The following is a 16,634-nucleotide window of genomic DNA, read 5'->3' as shown; positions in this document are numbered from 1 at the left end:
GCACAAGGCCGAGGGCGCATATGAGCTCTGATCGTATCCGCAATGGCGTCCTGTTGCTGCTCTGGCTGATCGCGATGACACCGGTTCTGGTGCTGGCCTCGATCCCGGTTTCGAATGCGGCCCAGGCCATGCTGGGTCTGGCCGCGTTGCTGCTGGTCATTTTGCTCAAGCCCTTTGCCGGGAATATCATCTGCCGCGTCGCGATGATGAGCGTCGCCAGCGTCCTGGTGCTGCGCTACTGGATCTGGCGGCTGACCTCGACGCTGCCCGATCCGGGGCTGACGGTCTCCTTCGTGCTGGCCATCGCGCTGCTGGTGGTTGAAACCTATTCCATCCTCGTCTTCTTCCTGAACGCCTTTATCACCGCCGATCCGGTCGAGCGCGCCTTGCCACCGCGCGTCGAGCCCGAGAACCTGCCCAGCGTCGATATCCTCGTGCCTTCTTACAATGAGCCGACCGAGATGCTGGCGGTGACCCTGTCGGCGGCGCGCAACATGATCTACCCGGCGCGGCTGCGCACGGTGGTGCTGTGCGATGATGGCGGCACCGATCAGCGCTGCAATTCGCCCGATCCCGAGCTGGCCGCAAAGTCAAAGGCGCGGCGCGCCGAATTGCAGGCGCTTTGCGAGGAACTCGGCGTGGTCTATTCGACCCGCGCGAAGAACGAACATGCGAAAGCCGGCAATATGAGCGCGGCGCTGGCAAAGCTGAATGGCGATCTGGTGGTGGTGTTTGACGCCGACCACGTGCCGTCGCGCGATTTTCTGGCCCGCACGGTCGGCTATTTCGTCGAGGATCCAAAGCTTTTCCTTGTTCAGACCCCGCATTTTTTCATCAATAAAGACCCGATCGAGCGCAATCTTGATCTGAAATGCCCGCCCGAGAATGAGATGTTCTATGGCCGCATCCATCCCGGGCTTGATCGCTGGGGCGGGGCTTTCTTTTGCGGCTCTGCCGCCGTTCTGCGCCGCAAGGCGCTGGATTCGGTGGGTGGCTTTGCCGGTGAGACCATCACTGAGGATGCCGAAACCGCGCTGGAGATCCATTCCAAAGGCTGGCGCAGCCTTTATCTCGACCGCGCGATGATTGCCGGGCTGCAGCCCGAGACCTTCGCGTCTTTCATCCAGCAGCGCGGTCGCTGGGCCTCGGGCATGATGCAGATGTTCATGCTGAAAAACCCGATCTTCCGCCCGGGGCTGCGGCCGTTCCAGCGGCTGTGCTACCTGAATTCGATGGCCTTCTGGCTGTTCCCGCTGGTGCGCATGACCTATCTTCTGGCGCCGCTTGCCTATCTGTTTTTCGGCGTCGAGATCTTCGTCACCACCTTCCGCGAGGCCATGGCCTATACGCTGAGCTATATGGCGGTGAGCCTTCTGGTGCAGAACGCCATCTTCTCGCGCTACCGATGGCCGCTGATTTCCGAGGTCTATGAGGTCGCCCAGGCCCCCTATCTGGCCAAGGCGATCATCAGTACCATCCTCAGGCCGCGCGGCGCGAAATTCAACGTGACCGCCAAGGATGAGACCCTGGTCGAGGATTACATCTCGCCTATCGCTGGGCCGCTTGTGGGATTGTTCTTCCTGATGCTGGCGGGGCTTGTCGCGCTCGTCGTGCGCTGGATCGCCTTCCCGGGGGATCATTCGGTGCTTTCCGTGGTCGGCGTCTGGGCGGTGATCAACTTCCTGCTGGTCGGCCTCTCGTTGCGGGCGGTATCCGAGAAACAGCAGCGCCGCAGCTCGCCGCGCGTTGAGATTCGCGAAGAGGGCACGGTCCGCTGGGAGGGGTCGGGCGAGAAAGCCCTGCCGACCGAGGTGTTTGACGTCTCGACCAGCGGGTTGAAGATGCGGTTGACCGGGCTGCCGCAGGGCGCTGGCAGCCGTATGGTGGTCAAGGGCGATGAGGTCGTGTTCCGCCCGCGCTTCCCCCATGCGCCGCATCTCGAGCGCGAGGTTCGTGCTGTGGTCCGCGCTGTTTTCAACGAGGCCGGAAACGGCATTGCCGTCGGGGTGCAATTCCTGCCCGATCAGCCGATGATCGTGCGCGAGGCGGTGGCGCAGCTCCTGTTCGGCTCGTCGGAAAACTGGCTGGCGATCCGTCAGAACAGCCGCCGGGGCAAAGGCCTGCTGATGGGACTGGGCTATGTGATCTGGCTCTCGATCAGTTCTTTGCCGAAAACGCTGGGCGATTTCCTGCGCGAGCCAGGCCGCCGTCGCCGCGCCGCCCTTTTCGCCAAGCAAAGCCCGAAACCCGCGCATCTGGTCACCTTCGGCGCCGATTTCGATGCCGAGGAATATCGGCTGGATCAGACAAAGCTCGCCCCCGAGGCCTTTATCGGTGTGGAGAAAGCGCAATGACCGCACCGCTGATCACAGGAGCCTTCGGCGGGGGCAGGCTGATCCTGGCCTCGCTGGCCCTTGCCCTTTTTGCGGCGGTTGGCCCGGTCAGGGCCGAAACCCCGCAGATCGCATTGCCTTCCACTCTTGCGGAAAGCCCCGCCGAAGCCACCGCCGAAACTCCGGCCGAAACCTTGCCCGTCGATCAGACGAATGCGCCGGATGACGGGATCATCCGCCTGCCTGCACCGGCGCAAACCGAAGCAGAGGCAGAGGTTCCGGAGGACGCGCCCGGCGAAGAAGCCGTAATTGCCCAGACACCGGTTGACCGTGACCGCAGCGCGGGCAGCGCCACCGCCAGCACAGGCTGGCTGATCCGGCCCCGGCCTGCGACCCTCCTGCCCGATGGGGTGCAGGTGGGGGCGAGCCTCGTGGCGCCCGGCATCATCCGCCTGACCGGCGAAACCGCCGGGGTGGAACTGCGCCTCGACCTGCCTGCGGGGACTGTGCTGCCCGAAACACTGCAGTTTACCCTGCATTCCAGCGTCAATGTCCTTCCTGATCAGGCCATGATGCAGATCGTGGTGAATGATGCAGATCCGGTTGGGATCAGACTTGATCAGCTGGGGGATTTCACCGGGGTTACGGTCGAGACTGCGGCGCTGATTCATGGCGCCAACCGCATCAGACTGTCTTTGCAGCAGCCGCACCGGATTTTCTGTGGCCCCGAGGCCACATTCGGGGTCTGGACCGAGATCGACCTGACCAATAGCGGGGTCCTGATTGATGACAGCGCACTGCCTGCGGATGCGGCGGGCTTCGCGCTGGCCGCGCAAAGCGAGACCGCCGGCGGGCGTGACCTCGCTTTGCTGGCCGATGAGGCAACCGATCCCGCGCTGATCCGCAGCCTGTCGGAACAGCTTGGCCGGGCGCTCGGGCCGGGCGGGCGCGTCGCCCAGGCCTCGTTCTACGGTTTCGAGACCCGCGAAATCGCCACTGTGGCTCTGATCCGCTCGGACCGGCCGAACGCGCTGGTGCGGCGCGGGGCAGGTCGCGGGCTGGTGCTTCAGGTGGAATATCAGGACGGTACCCTGCCCGATCTGACCCCCTTCCTGGCGGCCTTTCCGCCGGCGCTGCCTGAAAGCGCGCCTGCAATCAGGCCGGGGGAAAAGACCTTTCTGTCCGATCTGGGAATCGGAGATGTGATTGGAAATACACATTATTTCCGACGCGATCTTCCGTTTTCGCTGCCCGCAGACTGGTTGCTGATGGCCAATCAGAAGGCCCGCCTTGATCTGCATTACGGGTTCGCCCGCAATTTGCCGCAAGGTGCGATCCTGCTGGTGAAGATCAATGACGAGACCATCCGGCTTTTGCCGCTTGACCAGAATGGCGGCGAGGTGCTGCCGGTGCTGCCCGTAAGCTTCAACGCCAATCTGCTACATCCGGGCCGCAACACGCTGTCCTTTGAAATGATGGTGCCCGGCAATCCGCCGGACGGTGCCTGCCCGGTCCGCCGCGCGGATCTCCTGGCCGTGTTGAACGACAGCAGTCTGACCATCCCGCCCTCGCCTTCCATGCTGCTCCCGGGGCTTGCCGCCGTTTTGTTGCGGCTGGACCCGTCGGGGGTGATCGCGCCTGAGGGTGCCATCGAATCTAAAAAGCTCGCACAGGATGCGATGCGGATCGCAGCCGAACTCGCCCCTGCGACAGAAATGTCCGGCACGGTCAGGCTGCAGGTCGTCGGGTTAAGCGAATTCGGCCTGGTGCCTTTCGAGAAGACCGATCTCAGCCTGAGCACCGTGCAGCGTGTGCTCTTTCCGCTGAACGATCCGCCGCAGGTTGCCGCAGAGCCGGCCCCTGGCGGGACGCCCGCACCCAATAGTCGCGCGACCAGTACCTCCGCCTTCACCCTGGTCGAAGATGCGGATCCCGAGGCGCCCGGGCAGCCGGAGGATCCTGCCGCAGTCGGGGGCTTTGTCCGGGACCTCTGGCAGAGTTTTTCGCCCTCTGCCCTGCTTGCGCACGAATACAGGCTGTTGCGTGAAAGCTCTTTCGTCGGCACTTCGCAGAGCCTGCCGGACTGGCTGGAGGGGCGCCGGGGCCAGGCCCTGTTGCTGCGCCCCGATTTCAACGAACGTGGTGAGCTCTGGCTGATGCTGGGCCCGGGCGTGGCCCCCGAGGCGATCGGCGAGGCGCTGAACCGTCTGCGTGTGGCGTCGATGGCCCAGGGAGAGGCCGCTTTGCTCCAGGCGGATGGCAGCTGGCAGGTCTGGACCCCGATCCGCCCGCCGCGCATGCTGACCGTGCCGGATGCAGCCGGGATGCGGACGGCTCTGGGCAATTACGCCTCCTGGTCGCCGCTTCTGTTCACGCTTGCGATGCTGGGGCTGACGCTTCTCTCGGCGATTCCGGCCTTGCTTTATGTGTTGTTGAGCCGACGGGGGCGGGAAGAGCGATGAACCGCAGATCCTTTCTGGGCGCCGGCTTAGGGGCGGGAATGGGGGCAGCGCTTGCGATGCCATTTGTACCTCATGCCGCCATGGCCAGTGTCAGCCCCTTTGCACCGGATCATCCGTTGCAGGAAAGCTGGCGGGCGTGGAAAGCCCTCTGCCTTGCGCCGGACGGTCGCGTGGTGGACGGTTTTCAGGGCGATGCCAGCCACTCCGAAGGCCAGGGCTATGGGCTGACCCTTGCCGCGCTGTTCGGCGATGATGCGGCGGTGACGCAGATCATCCGCTGGACCGAAACCAATCTCGCCATCCGCGAGGATGAGCTGCTGGCCTGGCGCTGGCGGCCAGATGCCACCCCGCATGTCACGGATCGCAACAATGCAAGCGACGGCGATCTCTTTTACGCCTGGGGGCTGAGCCTTGCGGCACCGCTGAGCGACAGCAAAGCCCGGCTTGCGCGCGCGGGGGCCATTGCAGGTGATCTGGCGCGCCGCTGCATCGCGCCCTGTCCGGACGGATCCGGCAGGCTGATGCTCTTGCCAGGAACCAACGGTTTCCGGCGCGATGAAGGGATAGTTGTCAACCCTTCCTATTACATGGCGCGGGCGCTGCGCGACCTCGCGGCCCTTGCCTCACTGCCCGATCTCGCCCGGTTGGCCACGGATGGAGACACGCTGATTGCGGCGCTGGCCGCACGCGGCCCGGTGCCGGATTGGGTCATGGTGACGCCTCAGGGCGTGGCCCCGGCGCCGCAACCCTTTTCCGGCGTTTCCGGCTACGAGGCCGTGCGGATTCCGCTTTTCGCGCTCTGGTCGGATCAGGCGCAAAGCCCGGCGGTGCGCGCCTATGCATCGCGGATGGCAGTGGCGGGGGATGTTGGCGGCGTTGCCACGGTTTTCGACACCGTCGGCACTGGCGTTTTTGAACGCAGCGCCCATCCCGGCTATGCGGCCCTCGGTGCGCTGGCCGATTGCGTCACCAGCAATGCGGTCGGGTCGGTGATGCCCGGCTTTACCGACGATCAGCCCTATTATCCGGCCACGCTGCATCTGATGGCGCTGGTCGTCCAGGCCTCCAGCTTTCAAAGATGTGTGCCGATATGATGCGTTCCCTTCTGCTTTGCGCCCTTTTGCTGACGGCAGCCGGCCCGGCTGCGGCCCAGGAGGTTTCTGCGCCCGCCCCTGATGAACTGCTGGCGCTCAGCTTTTACGTGCAGCAAAAGGATCAGGCTTCGACCGAGGCCGAACTGCGCCGGTTGCAGTTGAAATACCCGGCCTGGAAACCGCCTGCGGATTTGAGCAGGCTGACGGTGACCGGCCCCTCGACCGAGATTGATGACATGTTTCGCCTGATCGCGGCGGGGCAGATCGACCAGGCCCGCGCGCTGATTGCCGCGACACGCGCGGAGTTTCCGTCATGGGAGCCGCCTGCCGCGATGACCGATCTGCTGGCGACTGCTGATGGCCAGATGCGGTTTGACGCTGCGCTGGCGGCGGGAAATCTCAGCCAGGCGATTTCGGTGGCTTCGTCGGTACCGGGACTTTTGCGCTGTAACCGGATCAACAACGCCTGGCGCATTGCCGAGGCCCAGGCGGCGGCAGGGCGGGCGGCGGATGCGTTTGGCACCTATCGCTCTGTGGCGGGAACCTGCGTCGTGACGGCGGATCTGATCGCAACGCTGGAAAAGGCCGATGCGGTTGCAAGCGAGGCCGAGATCCTCGCCCTCCTGTCGCAGGTGGGCCAGCGCCTGCCCGCGATAGATCCGGAATTGCAGACATTGCGCAGCCGGTTGCTTGCCGGGCGTGGCCATGACATAGCCGCGCCCGCCGGCGTGGTGACCGCACCCGTGGAGCCGCCCGCGGCCGGAAAGACGCCGAAAGCAACACCGGCCCCGGCATCCTCTGGCGAAGTGGTACCGGCGCGACCGGTTGCCAAAGCGCCCGCTGTTCAGGGCGGGTCCGGCGGCAGCGGCTTTCAGGCTGCCGTGGCGGCAGGGGACTGGCCGCGCTGCCTTGCGCTTTCCTCCGGCTCACGCGTGACTTCGGTGATCTATCAGCGCGGCTGGTGCGCCTATAATCTCAACCAGCCGATGGAGGCAGTGCAGAGCTTCAAAGCGGCGCTGAAGGCCGGGCTTAATGCGGAACAGCGCCGGGATGCTGGCTATGGCCTGGCGCTGGCCCATCTGAAAATGCAAATGCCCGAGGAAGCCTCACGCATCGCGGCATCGACCGATTTTACCCATAAACAGCGGCTTGATATTGAGCGCCAGATCCTCGATCAGCGGGGCGTGAATGCCTATAAGAACAAGCGCTACAAACAGGCGATCGCCTATTTTGACGCGCTTGAACAGCTGGGTGGCGGTCTGCGCCGCGACCTTGCTATGCTGCGAGCCTATTCCTGGCTGAACCTCGGGGATCGCGCCGAGGCGCGGCGGCAATTCCAGAAACTCAACAGTGAACTGTCGACCGACGAAACCCGCCGCGGCCTGCGAGCGACCAGCGGCGGCTAGGCGCGCGATCCGGGGATCAGGCCGTTTTGACAAAAGGGATTCTGTTGGCAGGCGTCCTATGATTCAAGCTCATCTCTGCTTGGGAGACGGGCTTGGAGCGCAACCTGATATCCGACGGTGGGTGGGCCTTTTTCGAGGGCTTCATTCGTGCCGTCCGACACCCGAATGGGCGGAAGCCTGCGGATCATCGTCTCGTTTTGGCTGGCATTTTCTGGCGGAGCGCAAGCCGCCACAGGTTCGAGGCGCAGCGCGACACAAGAACCGGTGCGCCATGGCGCAACCTGCCGAAGAGTTCGGCAAGTCGTCATCGGTCTGCTATTGGCCCCTTTCCGCCCTTTAGGCCACTAGCTGGAGCTGGACGGTGAACCGCAGTTCGCACCATCGGTGTGAAAAGGGACAGAGCCTCGAACTGAAGCGCCTCGATGTCGAACCGGCGTCTCTGTATACGGGGAAAATCATTGGGATGCATGTGCTCTCCTTTCATATACGCACAGCAAAGCGCCGCGCAAAATCGCGGCGGTGTGCGAAAAAAGGAGGATGCTCAAGTCATCTACTGCCCAATCAAGGCCTAGAGAAATAGCTGGTACTGCAGTTCCGACAGCGATCATGCGTCATAACCCTGTGCCTGCGACTGGAAGGACACGGTGAGAAAGTGCAAGCTGCGGGGCGGAAGTGCGTTCGGATTCGGGATTTCATGCCAGTGGAACCGGAAACTGACACAAATGGAAGCGATGAGGGGTGTAACGGAGCTCCTGCCTGACGCAGCACAGTTATCATTCGGGAAATTGGTCGGAGCGAGAGGATTCGAACCTCCGACCCCCTGCTCCCGAAGCAGGTGCGCTACCAGGCTGCGCTACGCTCCGACCATTGGGGCGGGATAGCGCCAGAGCAGGGGTTTTGCAAGGGGCATTCCCTGGTCTTTGCAGGAAATCAACGCGAGGCGGCCGGCCGGCGGGTTTCGGGGCCCGTGGCGGAAGAGGGCAGGGGGGCGGCCCGCAGCCTGGTGCTGGCCGTTCCCCGCTTATTGCAGGACAGATGTGCTGCAGCTGTAGTCGTCGAGGATAAGATCTGCCTGGGCCACGCTGATCCCCAGCAGATCCAGCAAAGCCTGCACGATGGCATCCACCCCCAGCGAGGCGAGGAGCGAGGAAATGCTGCTGATCAGCCCGCTGAGCACCGATAGCAGCGCGGCGACCGCCGCATTCACCACCGTAAACAGCGGGCAGGAGAGCAGGGACAACAGCCCTCCCTCGCAGGCCCTGGCATTCACCTGGGCCTGCAGATCGTTTCGGACCGAATCGAGGAAAGTGCTGACATCGGCGACCAGGCGGGAAAGGGTCAGCGGGTTGCGCACCGGCACCGGCTTGCGGAACTGGTCAAGGCGGATTGGTACATCCTTAACCCCGCGCGCCAGCCTGACACGGTTCATATCGGCGGGCGCGACATTGGCACGGGAATCGAGAAGACCGACCCTCAGTGCCAGCTCGACCGGCGCGGTCTCGGCCCGGAAGAGTGCGAGATGATCCGAGGGTTGGCTCGCACCGCAATTGAGGCTGAGCGCGGTGGCATCTGCTGTTCCCACGGCGACATTCAGAGCGACCCGCAAGAGTGCGGTATTCCCTGCATTGATCGTATCTGCGCCAAGCGCCACATCGACCTGCGACACCGACGCACGCGGCGGCGGCGTGTCGCCGATGCGGCCAATGCCGATCACCGGCGGGCGCACCAGGCCGATCTTCAGCCCGACATTGGCCAGCGGCCCGAGATTGAGCCCGGTGCCGATATCCAGCCTCTCTTTGGGATCGGCGGCAAGACCGAGGAAGGTCATCACCAGATCGAAGGCATTCACCGTTACATCGGGCAGCACATCCCCGATTCTCGCGTTCAGCAGGCTCGGCGACATGTTCATCACCTCGGCCAGGGTAACCAGCTGGCCGCCACGCGCCGCCGCAGGCAGGGCGCCCGCCGGCAGACCTCCGGTCTTTACAAGCCCGGTAAAAAGGCGCGGCCCGCTCAGGGGCAGATGCAGCACATCGTTGATGGTGAAGACCTCGGTTGCGAGGCCAAGCGAGACCAGTGACAGAAGATCCTCGACTTTGAACCTGGTATTCGCCAGCCCTTCATAGCTGAGAACCGACACGTTCAGCCCGATCCCAAGGCCCGAGAGCACGGGATCGAGGATCGCTTTGCGGGTGTCCACCCCGAGCAGGCGGTTGCGCAGCGTGAAGACCACCACAGTCTGTTGCCCCGCCACGGCCGAGCGCCTGATCACCACATTCTCATCGCGCATGACCGGGCCAAGAAGCAGTGGATGGTAACGCGAGGGCACCTTTACCATCACCGCGCTGGCGCCGGTCGGATTGGCCTGGTTCGCATGTGGCACAAACCCGCCTTGCGCGCTGTAGCTGCCGAGCAGGATATCCGAATTCTGCAACTGGATCTCGCCATAGAGCGTATTCGCAGCCACCACCTTGCGGGCGGTGGCGCGCACCTTCACCGGATCGGGCAGGAACCGCGCCGCGCTTTGAGCGGCAAGATCAGCCTGAGACTGGGTATAGCGCTTCTGGGCATTGAGCCGCACGGCGTCTGTTGCCAGGCCACCGATCAGCATCAGGATCGGAAAGATCACCACGAAAGAGATCGTCACGCTGCCGGTGGTATCGGCAAGCCAGCGATACAGGGCGCCAATATGTGGAAAACGGATCATTTCGGGTGGCATTGTCCGGAAGAGCTGCGGCCATCGGTGCACTATCCCTCACTGTGACCGCAGCTCTTCCTTCCACCAAGAAAATTAAGCCTCTGTTTTTGTTAAACTCTTACAGACATGCTCACACCGTTTCAGACCGGCGGACGCGGACCTTGTCTATGGCGCGGCCGTTCATCGCGACGATCTCGAATTCCAGCCCGTCGAATTCCAGCTTTTCTCCTTCCACCGGCATATTTCCATGCCGCCAGAGGATATAGCCGGCGAGGGTCGAATAGCGTTCGGTTTCATCCTCAAGATCGGCCTCGAAAAGCTGCGAGGCGCGGCGGACATCCATCCAGCCATCGACCAGCCAGGACCCATCCTCGGCGCGTTCCTCGGTCAGGGGCTCTTCATCCTCGTCGGGGAAGTCGCCGGCAATCGCCTCCAGCACATCGGTCGGGGTGACGATCCCTTCGAGCGAGCCGAATTCGTCAACGATCACCGCAAGCTGCACCGGGGCGCGGCGCAGCTGTTCCATCAGGCGCAGCACCGAGACGCTTTCATGCAGCACCAGCGGCTCGCGCACCGAACGCTCGACACTGATATGACCATCCGTCAGCAGATCGCGCATCAGATCACGCGCCAGCGCCACGCCGGAAAACTCATCCAGGCTGCCACGCGCGATCAGGAAACGGGCATGCTTCTGATCAAGGATCTGTTCGCGGATCTTCGCCTCGTCGGAATCAAGATCAATCCAGTCGATCTCATTCCTCGGTGTCATCACCGAGGTTGCAGGCCGGTCGGTGAGACCCAGAACGCCCTGGATCATCTCTTTCTCTTCCTGCGCGAACAGCGCCTGCTCGGCTGCGCGGTCGGCGATCACATCCGCAGTGCCGCCCAGATCCTCGCCCTTGCGCCCGCCCAGAAGCCGCAGCACGGCCTCGGCGGTGCGGTCACGCAGGTCGCCCGAGGTGATATAGCGTTCGCGATTGGCGCGGCCGATCTGGTTCAGCGCCTCGATGCCAACCGAGAACCCGATGGCGGCGTAGAGATAGCCTTTCGGGATGTGGAAGCCGAAGCCCTCAACGATCAGCGAGAAACCGATCATCATCAGGAAGCCAAGGCAGAGGATGACCACGGTCGGGTGTTTCGAGACGAAATTCATCAGCGTCTTCGACATCAGAAGCATGACCGCCATCGCGACGAGCACGGCGATATACATGATGGAAAGATGCTGAACCATGCCGACGGCGGTGATCACCGAATCCAGCGAAAACACCGCATCCAGCACCACGATCTGCAAAAGGACCTGCCAGAAGGCGACCTGGACGACAGAACCCTCTTTTCGGCCGGAATGCCCCTCCAGCCGCTCATGCAGCTCCATCGTGCCTTTGAACAGCAGGAACAGGCCGCCAAAGATCAGGATGAGATCGCGCCCCGAGAAACCGTGTCCGAATATGGTGAACAGGTTCGATTGCAGCGTCACGATCCAGGCGATCGAGGCCAGCAGCACAAAACGCATGCCCAATGCCAGGGACAGGCCGATGATACGGGCCTTGTCGCGCTGATGCGGCGGCAGTTTATCCGCCAGGACAGCAATGAAGACGAGGTTGTCGATCCCCAGGACGATCTCAAGAACGATCAGTGTCGCGAGGCCGGCCCAGGCGGCCGGGTCAGACATCCATTCAAATAACACGAGGCTTGGCTCCGAAGTGAGAAAGCCGCGCAGGGATCATCCCGGCGCGGTTGTGGTAAAGATTGATGAGATTGCCCGCAGAAAGGCAGGGCAGGGAGATCAGCAGTAAGAGGGGCCTTCTTGCGAAGGTTTCCCTTCGTCGGGGCGCGGGGGGCTGGGCGTCGAGACTTCGCCCTATACTGCCTGAGCCCTCATCCGAGGGGCCCGGCGCGGCGGCCGGTTCGGCAGAAGAGGTGCCACGGCCTGCGCCGGTGGCACCCGTGTTGCAGGTGCCCCGCGATCTGGCGGGGGCGCGGCATGATATGCCGACTGACCTGCGCGTCTGCCGCGCTGTGACGTGACCGAGTTTCACCCGTGTTCCCATAATTGCCGGTCCGGAGCTGCGAGCGGGCGATTATCCCGCCGTCGCGCACGCCCCGGTGCAGCGTAAGTTTTCTTCATGTCGGCGCCAGCCGCAAGCACTTCTGCCAGAAACAGGCGGATTTGCCGGCGGAATGGCGCCAGGGCCATGATCCTGGCGGCGAGCTTCCATGAAAACTGTGAAGATTTTATAGCCATCGGGCGGAGAAACCACGCCACCGGCATGGGAGCGCGCAAAGAAAAAGGAGGGCCGGAGCCCTCCTTTCCGGTGTGTTTTGCCGGCTCAATGTGCCGGGGTGGACCCGAATTGCTGCTCCACCTGCCGTTTGTGCAGGGCGTAGGCCGCGTCCGAACGCGAGATCAGCGTGTAGAACATCGGCACCACGAAGAGGGTGAAGAGCGTCCCGATCAGAAGGCCGGTGAAGATCACAAGACCCATCGCCTGCCGCGCTGCGGCCCCCGCGCCTTCCGCGATGATCAGCGGCACCACGGCCAGAGCCATGGCCGCCGTGGTCATCAGGATCGGGCGCAGACGGGTTTTCGCCGCCGCGACAATCGCCGCGCGCCGCGACAGCCCGTGATCTTCACGCTGCTGATTGGCGAATTCCACCATCAGGATCCCGTGTTTTGTGATCAGACCTATCAGTGTGATCAGACCCACCTGGGTGTAGATGTTGAGCGTGCTCGCCCCCATATACAGCGGCAGGAGCGCGCCGAAAATCGACAGCGGCACCGACATCATGATGATGAAGGGATCGCGGAAGCTTTCGAACTGCGCGGCCAGAACCAGATAGATCACGATGATTGCCGCTCCGAACGCCAGCATGATCGTGTTGCCTTCGGTCTTTTCCAGCCGCGACTGGCCGGAATAGTCGATGAAAAAGCCATCCGGCAGTACTTCTGCGGCAATCTCCTCAAGCTTTGCCAAGGCCGTTCCGCTGGCAATGCCCGGCATAGCCATAGCCGACAGCGTGGCCGAGTTGAGCTGGTTGAACTGCTCGATCGACGAGGCCGCGACGCCCGGGGCAAGATTGATCACCGCAGACAAAGGCAGCATCGCGCCCGAAGAAGACCGTACGAAGAAATCGTTCAGCCGCTCGGGGTTGTCGCGCCATTCAGACGGGACCTGGGTCACGATATCATAGCTGTTCGAATCGCGGTCAAACTGCGCCACTGCGCCACCGCCGACCAGGAGGCCCAGCGTGGTGCCGATATCCGAGACCGAAACGCCAAGATTGGCCGCGCGGTCACGGTCAATCGTCACCCGCACCTGGGGTGCGTCAAACGACATCGAGTTCTGCACGACGATGAAAAGGCCGCTGGCCATCGCCTTCTGGTAGATCTCATCCGCGACTTCGACCACGCGTTCGGGGGCGTGGATCGACTGGATCACCATCGAGATCGGCAGACCACCCCCGGCGCCGGGCAGCGAGGGCGGTGCGAAGACGAAGCTCTGCATCCCCGGCGCATTGTCGAGAACGCCCTGGATCTGCTGTTTGATCTCTTCCTGGCTGCGACCGCGATTGGCCCAGTCCTTCAGCGCCCAGATATAGAAACCGGTATTCGGCGTCCCCATCCCGGCGACCGAGAAATAGGTCTCGACCTCTTCGATGTCTTTGGTGCGGTTGGTGATTTCCGTGGCAAAGGCCTGGGTGTAATCCAGCGTCGCATAGCGCGGCGCATTCATCAGCGCGAACAGCGCGCCCTGGTCTTCTTCGGGCGCCAGTTCCGACGAGGTGTTCATCAGCATGAAGCCCGTCGCGCCCAGCAATGAGACCACCATCAGAAGGGTCACGGGCCGGTAATCCAGCGACGATGAGATGCGCCGCTCATACCAGTTCGCAAGCCCGTTCAGCGTCTTGTCGACGATCCTCTGAAAGCGCCCCGGCTCGCCATGGGTCAGCAGACGCGCCGACATCGCGGGGGTGATGGTCAGCGCGATGACCCCCGAAATGATCACCGATCCGGCGAGTGTCAGTGCGAATTCGGTGAACAGCGACCCGGTCAGACCGCCGGTAAAGGCCAGAGGCGCCAGCACGGCGGCAAGCGTGATCGTCATCGCGATCACCGGGCCGGTGATCTCTTTCATCCCCAGAATTGCAGCTTTGGGTGGCGACAGACCCTCGTCGATGTGACGGTGGATGTTTTCCACCACGACGATGGCGTCATCCACCACAAGGCCGATCGCCAGCACCATTGCCAGAAGCGTCAGCAGGTTGATCGAATAGCCAAGCGCCAGCATGATCGCGCAGACCCCGATCAGTGACAGGGGAATGGTGACGATCGGCATCAGCACCGAGCGGAACGACCCGAGGAACAGCAAGATCACCACCACCACGATGGCGACCGCCTCGGCGATGGTCTTGAACACTTCGGAAATCGAGGCGGCGATGGTCTCGGTGCTGTCATAGACCATGGTGATTTCCATGCCCCGGGGCAGCGTGGCCTGCAGCTCTGGCAGCGCCTCGAGCACGTTCGAGGCCACATCGAGCTGGTTCTCGCCCGGTGCCGGAATGATGCCGATAAAGGTGCCGGGCTGGCCCTTGAAGGTCACGATCCCTTCCGGCTCGCCCGAGGCCAGTTCGATCCGCGCGACATCGCGCAGCTTCACAACGCCATTCTCACCCGATACCAGCGGCAGCTCGCCAAAGGCTTCGGCATCCTGCAGCGTCGAGGCAAGCGTAAGCGAATAAACGAAATATTCGTTCTCGGTCTTGCCCGGTGCCGAGAGGAAGTTCGATGACCTGATCGCCCCCAGCACCTCCGCCGCCGTCACGCCGCGCGACGAGAGTTTCAGCGGATCAAGCCAGACCCGCATGGTGAATTCCTGGCCGCCCAGAATATCCATCTGAGCCACGCCCTGGATATTGGTCACCCTGGGGCTGATCACGCGTTCCAGATATTCATTCAGCTGCTCGGGCGACATATTCGGGTTCTGCGCCGCAAGATACATCAGCGCGAAGGTCTGGCCGGTGCCTTTCAGGATCACCGGATCATCGGCGTCGGAAGGAAGATTGCCGCGGACCTGGTTGACCTTGGACATGACCTCGGTCAGCGCGATATCCGGGTCGGCGCCCAGTTTCATCTGCACTGTGACGGTGGAGACCGACTGCCGCGAGGCGCTGGTGATGTAATCCACATTCTCGGTGGTCGAGACCGCCGAGGCGATGGGCGAAGTGATAAAGCCCTGGATCAGTTCGGCATCGGCACCGGCATAGACGGTGCTGATGGTGATGACCGATTCCTCGACCTCGGGATATTGGCGCACCGGCAGGTTCACCACCGAAGCGAGGCCGATAAACAGGATCAGGGCGCCAAGGACCGTCGAAAGGACCGGGCGTCGGATGAAGATCTCAGAAAAATGCATCCGTTTCCCCTTATTCAGCCTGGGTTTCGGCTTTGGGCATCAGATCGACCGAATTGTCGACCCTGACCCGCGCGCCCGAGGTCAGACGGTTCTGACCCGAGGTCACGATCAGGTCTCCCGCCTTGATCCCTTCGGTGACCTCGATCCGGCCGCCGGCGCGGCGACCAAGCTTCACGAAGACCTGCTCGACTTTCTGTTCTTCTGCCGTCTCGCCGCCCTGGATCACATAGATCGTATCGCCATAAAGCGAAGAGCTGACCGCCGTTTGCGGCACCGCGATCACGCCTTCCTCTTTCGGAAGCGTGATGCGTACGCGCAGGAACTGTCCCGGAACCAGCCCGCCCGAGAGGTTTTCAACCTCGGCCCGGACCGAAACCATCCGGGTATTCGGGTCAACGCGCGGCTCGATGCCGGTGATGGTGCCGGTGGCGGAAAAATCGCCGACCTCTGAAGTGACCGTCACGGCACCGCCCATCTTCAGAACGGCAAGCTGTTGTTCAGGAACCGAGAAATCGACCCGCATCCGGCTGAGATCCTGCAGCGTCGCATAGATTTCGCCGGCCGAGACATATTGCCCGACCTCGACCCGCGGGATGCCGATCACCCCGGCAAAGGGCGCTTTCAGGGTTTTGCGGTCAAGCGCAGTCTGCGCAATCGCCACCTGCGCCGCAGCGCTTTCGACCTGGGCCTCGGCGCTTTCCAGCGTGGTCGCGGCACCGACACCGCGATCCGACAGGGTGCGGGCGCGGCTTTCCTCGGCGCGGGCGACCTTGAGCGCCGCCTCGGCAGATCCGAGCTGCGCCTTCTCGCTGTCATCGTCGATCAGGATCATCATCTGACCTTCGGTGACCTTGTCATTGGCGGCAAATTGCACCGCGCGGATCAGACCACCGCTCTCAATTGCCAGATCGACCCCCTGGCGCGACAGCGAAGTGCCGATGGCGTCGATGCCCGGCTCCCATGTCACCGGCTGCACCGGTTCGGCATTGACCGCGACCGGCGGCGGCACCATCCCCCCGAGGAACTGCGCAATCATCTCGTCACGAAAGAACTTGAACCAGACGATTCCGCCGACAACTATTCCCAAAAGAATGACTGCAATTATGAGCCGCTTGATCATCGGTTACTCCTGCTGGCGCGGTTCTGTCGGATGCCGGCACTATTCCGGTCTTGAACCGTGTTTAACTGAACTTTCCGGTCCGAGTGGTCAATCTGACATAGCTGTATCGG

8 protein-coding genes, 1 tRNA gene and 1 pseudogene are annotated in these 16,634 nt (G+C 62.8%); 5 read left to right on the top strand and 5 right to left on the bottom strand.

Annotation, left to right across the window (positions count from 1 at the left end; all coding sequences use genetic code 11):
* The first annotated feature begins 20 nt into the window (after positions 1-20).
* The 5 genes and pseudogenes from bcsA to BLW25_RS14310 all read left to right on the top strand — a co-directional run.
* Entirely contained in the window at positions 21-2,354 is a 2,334-nt protein-coding gene (bcsA, locus tag BLW25_RS14330; protein ID WP_092900143.1) for a UDP-forming cellulose synthase catalytic subunit, read from the top strand.
* The gene (locus BLW25_RS14325; RefSeq protein ID WP_092900141.1) at positions 2,351-4,795 is read left to right on the top strand and encodes a cellulose biosynthesis cyclic di-GMP-binding regulatory protein BcsB; all 2,445 of its coding nucleotides are present in this window, start codon (positions 2,351-2,353) and stop codon (positions 4,793-4,795) included. The genes bcsA and BLW25_RS14325 overlap by 4 nt, the downstream gene beginning before the upstream one ends.
* Positions 4,792-5,889, top strand: coding sequence for a family 8 glycosyl hydrolase (locus tag BLW25_RS14320; RefSeq protein WP_092900139.1), 1,098 nt, complete (start codon positions 4,792-4,794; stop codon positions 5,887-5,889). The genes BLW25_RS14325 and BLW25_RS14320 overlap by 4 nt, the downstream gene beginning before the upstream one ends.
* Positions 5,886-7,295 carry a hypothetical protein gene (locus BLW25_RS14315; RefSeq protein WP_092900137.1) on the top strand — a complete coding sequence of 470 codons (1,410 nt, stop codon included), beginning with the start codon at positions 5,886-5,888 and terminating at the stop codon, positions 7,293-7,295. Before BLW25_RS14320 ends, BLW25_RS14315 begins: the two co-directional genes overlap by 4 nt.
* A gap of 92 nt (positions 7,296-7,387) precedes the next feature.
* Positions 7,388-7,608, top strand: a pseudogene (locus BLW25_RS14310) (hypothetical protein); the annotation flags it as partial.
* Between the two features lie 473 nt (positions 7,609-8,081).
* On the opposite strand, the gene BLW25_RS14305 reads toward BLW25_RS14310, so the two are convergent.
* The 5 genes from BLW25_RS14305 to BLW25_RS14280 all read right to left on the bottom strand — a co-directional run bounded on the left by BLW25_RS14305 (position 8,082) and on the right by BLW25_RS14280 (position 16,524).
* Positions 8,082-8,158 (bottom strand) — tRNA-Pro (locus BLW25_RS14305).
* Positions 8,159-8,316: 158 nt separating this feature from the next.
* The gene (locus BLW25_RS14300; protein ID WP_171909560.1) at positions 8,317-10,002 is read right to left on the bottom strand and encodes a pilus assembly protein TadG-related protein; all 1,686 of its coding nucleotides are present in this window, start codon (positions 10,000-10,002) and stop codon (positions 8,317-8,319) included.
* A gap of 121 nt (positions 10,003-10,123) precedes the next feature.
* The gene (locus tag BLW25_RS14295; RefSeq protein WP_092900133.1) at positions 10,124-11,677 is read right to left on the bottom strand and encodes a TerC family protein; all 1,554 of its coding nucleotides are present in this window, start codon (positions 11,675-11,677) and stop codon (positions 10,124-10,126) included.
* A gap of 643 nt (positions 11,678-12,320) precedes the next feature.
* Positions 12,321-15,404 carry an efflux RND transporter permease subunit gene (locus BLW25_RS14285; protein ID WP_092900128.1) on the bottom strand — a complete coding sequence of 1,028 codons (3,084 nt, stop codon included), beginning with the start codon at positions 15,402-15,404 and terminating at the stop codon, positions 12,321-12,323.
* Between the two features lie 10 nt (positions 15,405-15,414).
* The gene (locus BLW25_RS14280) at positions 15,415-16,524 is read right to left on the bottom strand and encodes an efflux RND transporter periplasmic adaptor subunit (RefSeq protein WP_092900126.1); all 1,110 of its coding nucleotides are present in this window, start codon (positions 16,522-16,524) and stop codon (positions 15,415-15,417) included.
* Positions 16,525-16,634: the final 110 nt, after the last annotated feature.

It is taken from the genome of Rhodobacter sp. 24-YEA-8 (genome assembly GCF_900105075.1).
Classification (GTDB): Bacteria; Pseudomonadota; Alphaproteobacteria; order Rhodobacterales; family Rhodobacteraceae; genus Pseudogemmobacter.
The sequence above is the reverse complement of the archived record's forward strand: the minus strand, read 5'-3'. Positions and strand labels throughout refer to the sequence as shown.

Bases quoted from the DNA above. Each gene is read 5' to 3' on its own strand.
- bcsA (WP_092900143.1), top strand. From the start codon at position 21: ATGAGCTCTGATCGTATCCGCAATGGCGTCCTGTTGCTGCTCTGGCTG.
- BLW25_RS14325 (WP_092900141.1), top strand. From the start codon at position 2,351: ATGACCGCACCGCTGATCACAGGAGCCTTCGGCGGGGGCAGGCTGATC.
- BLW25_RS14320 (WP_092900139.1), top strand. From the start codon at position 4,792: ATGAACCGCAGATCCTTTCTGGGCGCCGGCTTAGGGGCGGGAATGGGG.
- BLW25_RS14315 (WP_092900137.1), top strand. From the start codon at position 5,886: ATGATGCGTTCCCTTCTGCTTTGCGCCCTTTTGCTGACGGCAGCCGGC.
- BLW25_RS14300 (WP_171909560.1), bottom strand. From the start codon at position 10,002: ATGATCCGTTTTCCACATATTGGCGCCCTGTATCGCTGGCTTGCCGAT.
- BLW25_RS14285 (WP_092900128.1), bottom strand. From the start codon at position 15,404: ATGCATTTTTCTGAGATCTTCATCCGACGCCCGGTCCTTTCGACGGTC.
- BLW25_RS14280 (WP_092900126.1), bottom strand. From the start codon at position 16,524: ATGATCAAGCGGCTCATAATTGCAGTCATTCTTTTGGGAATAGTTGTC.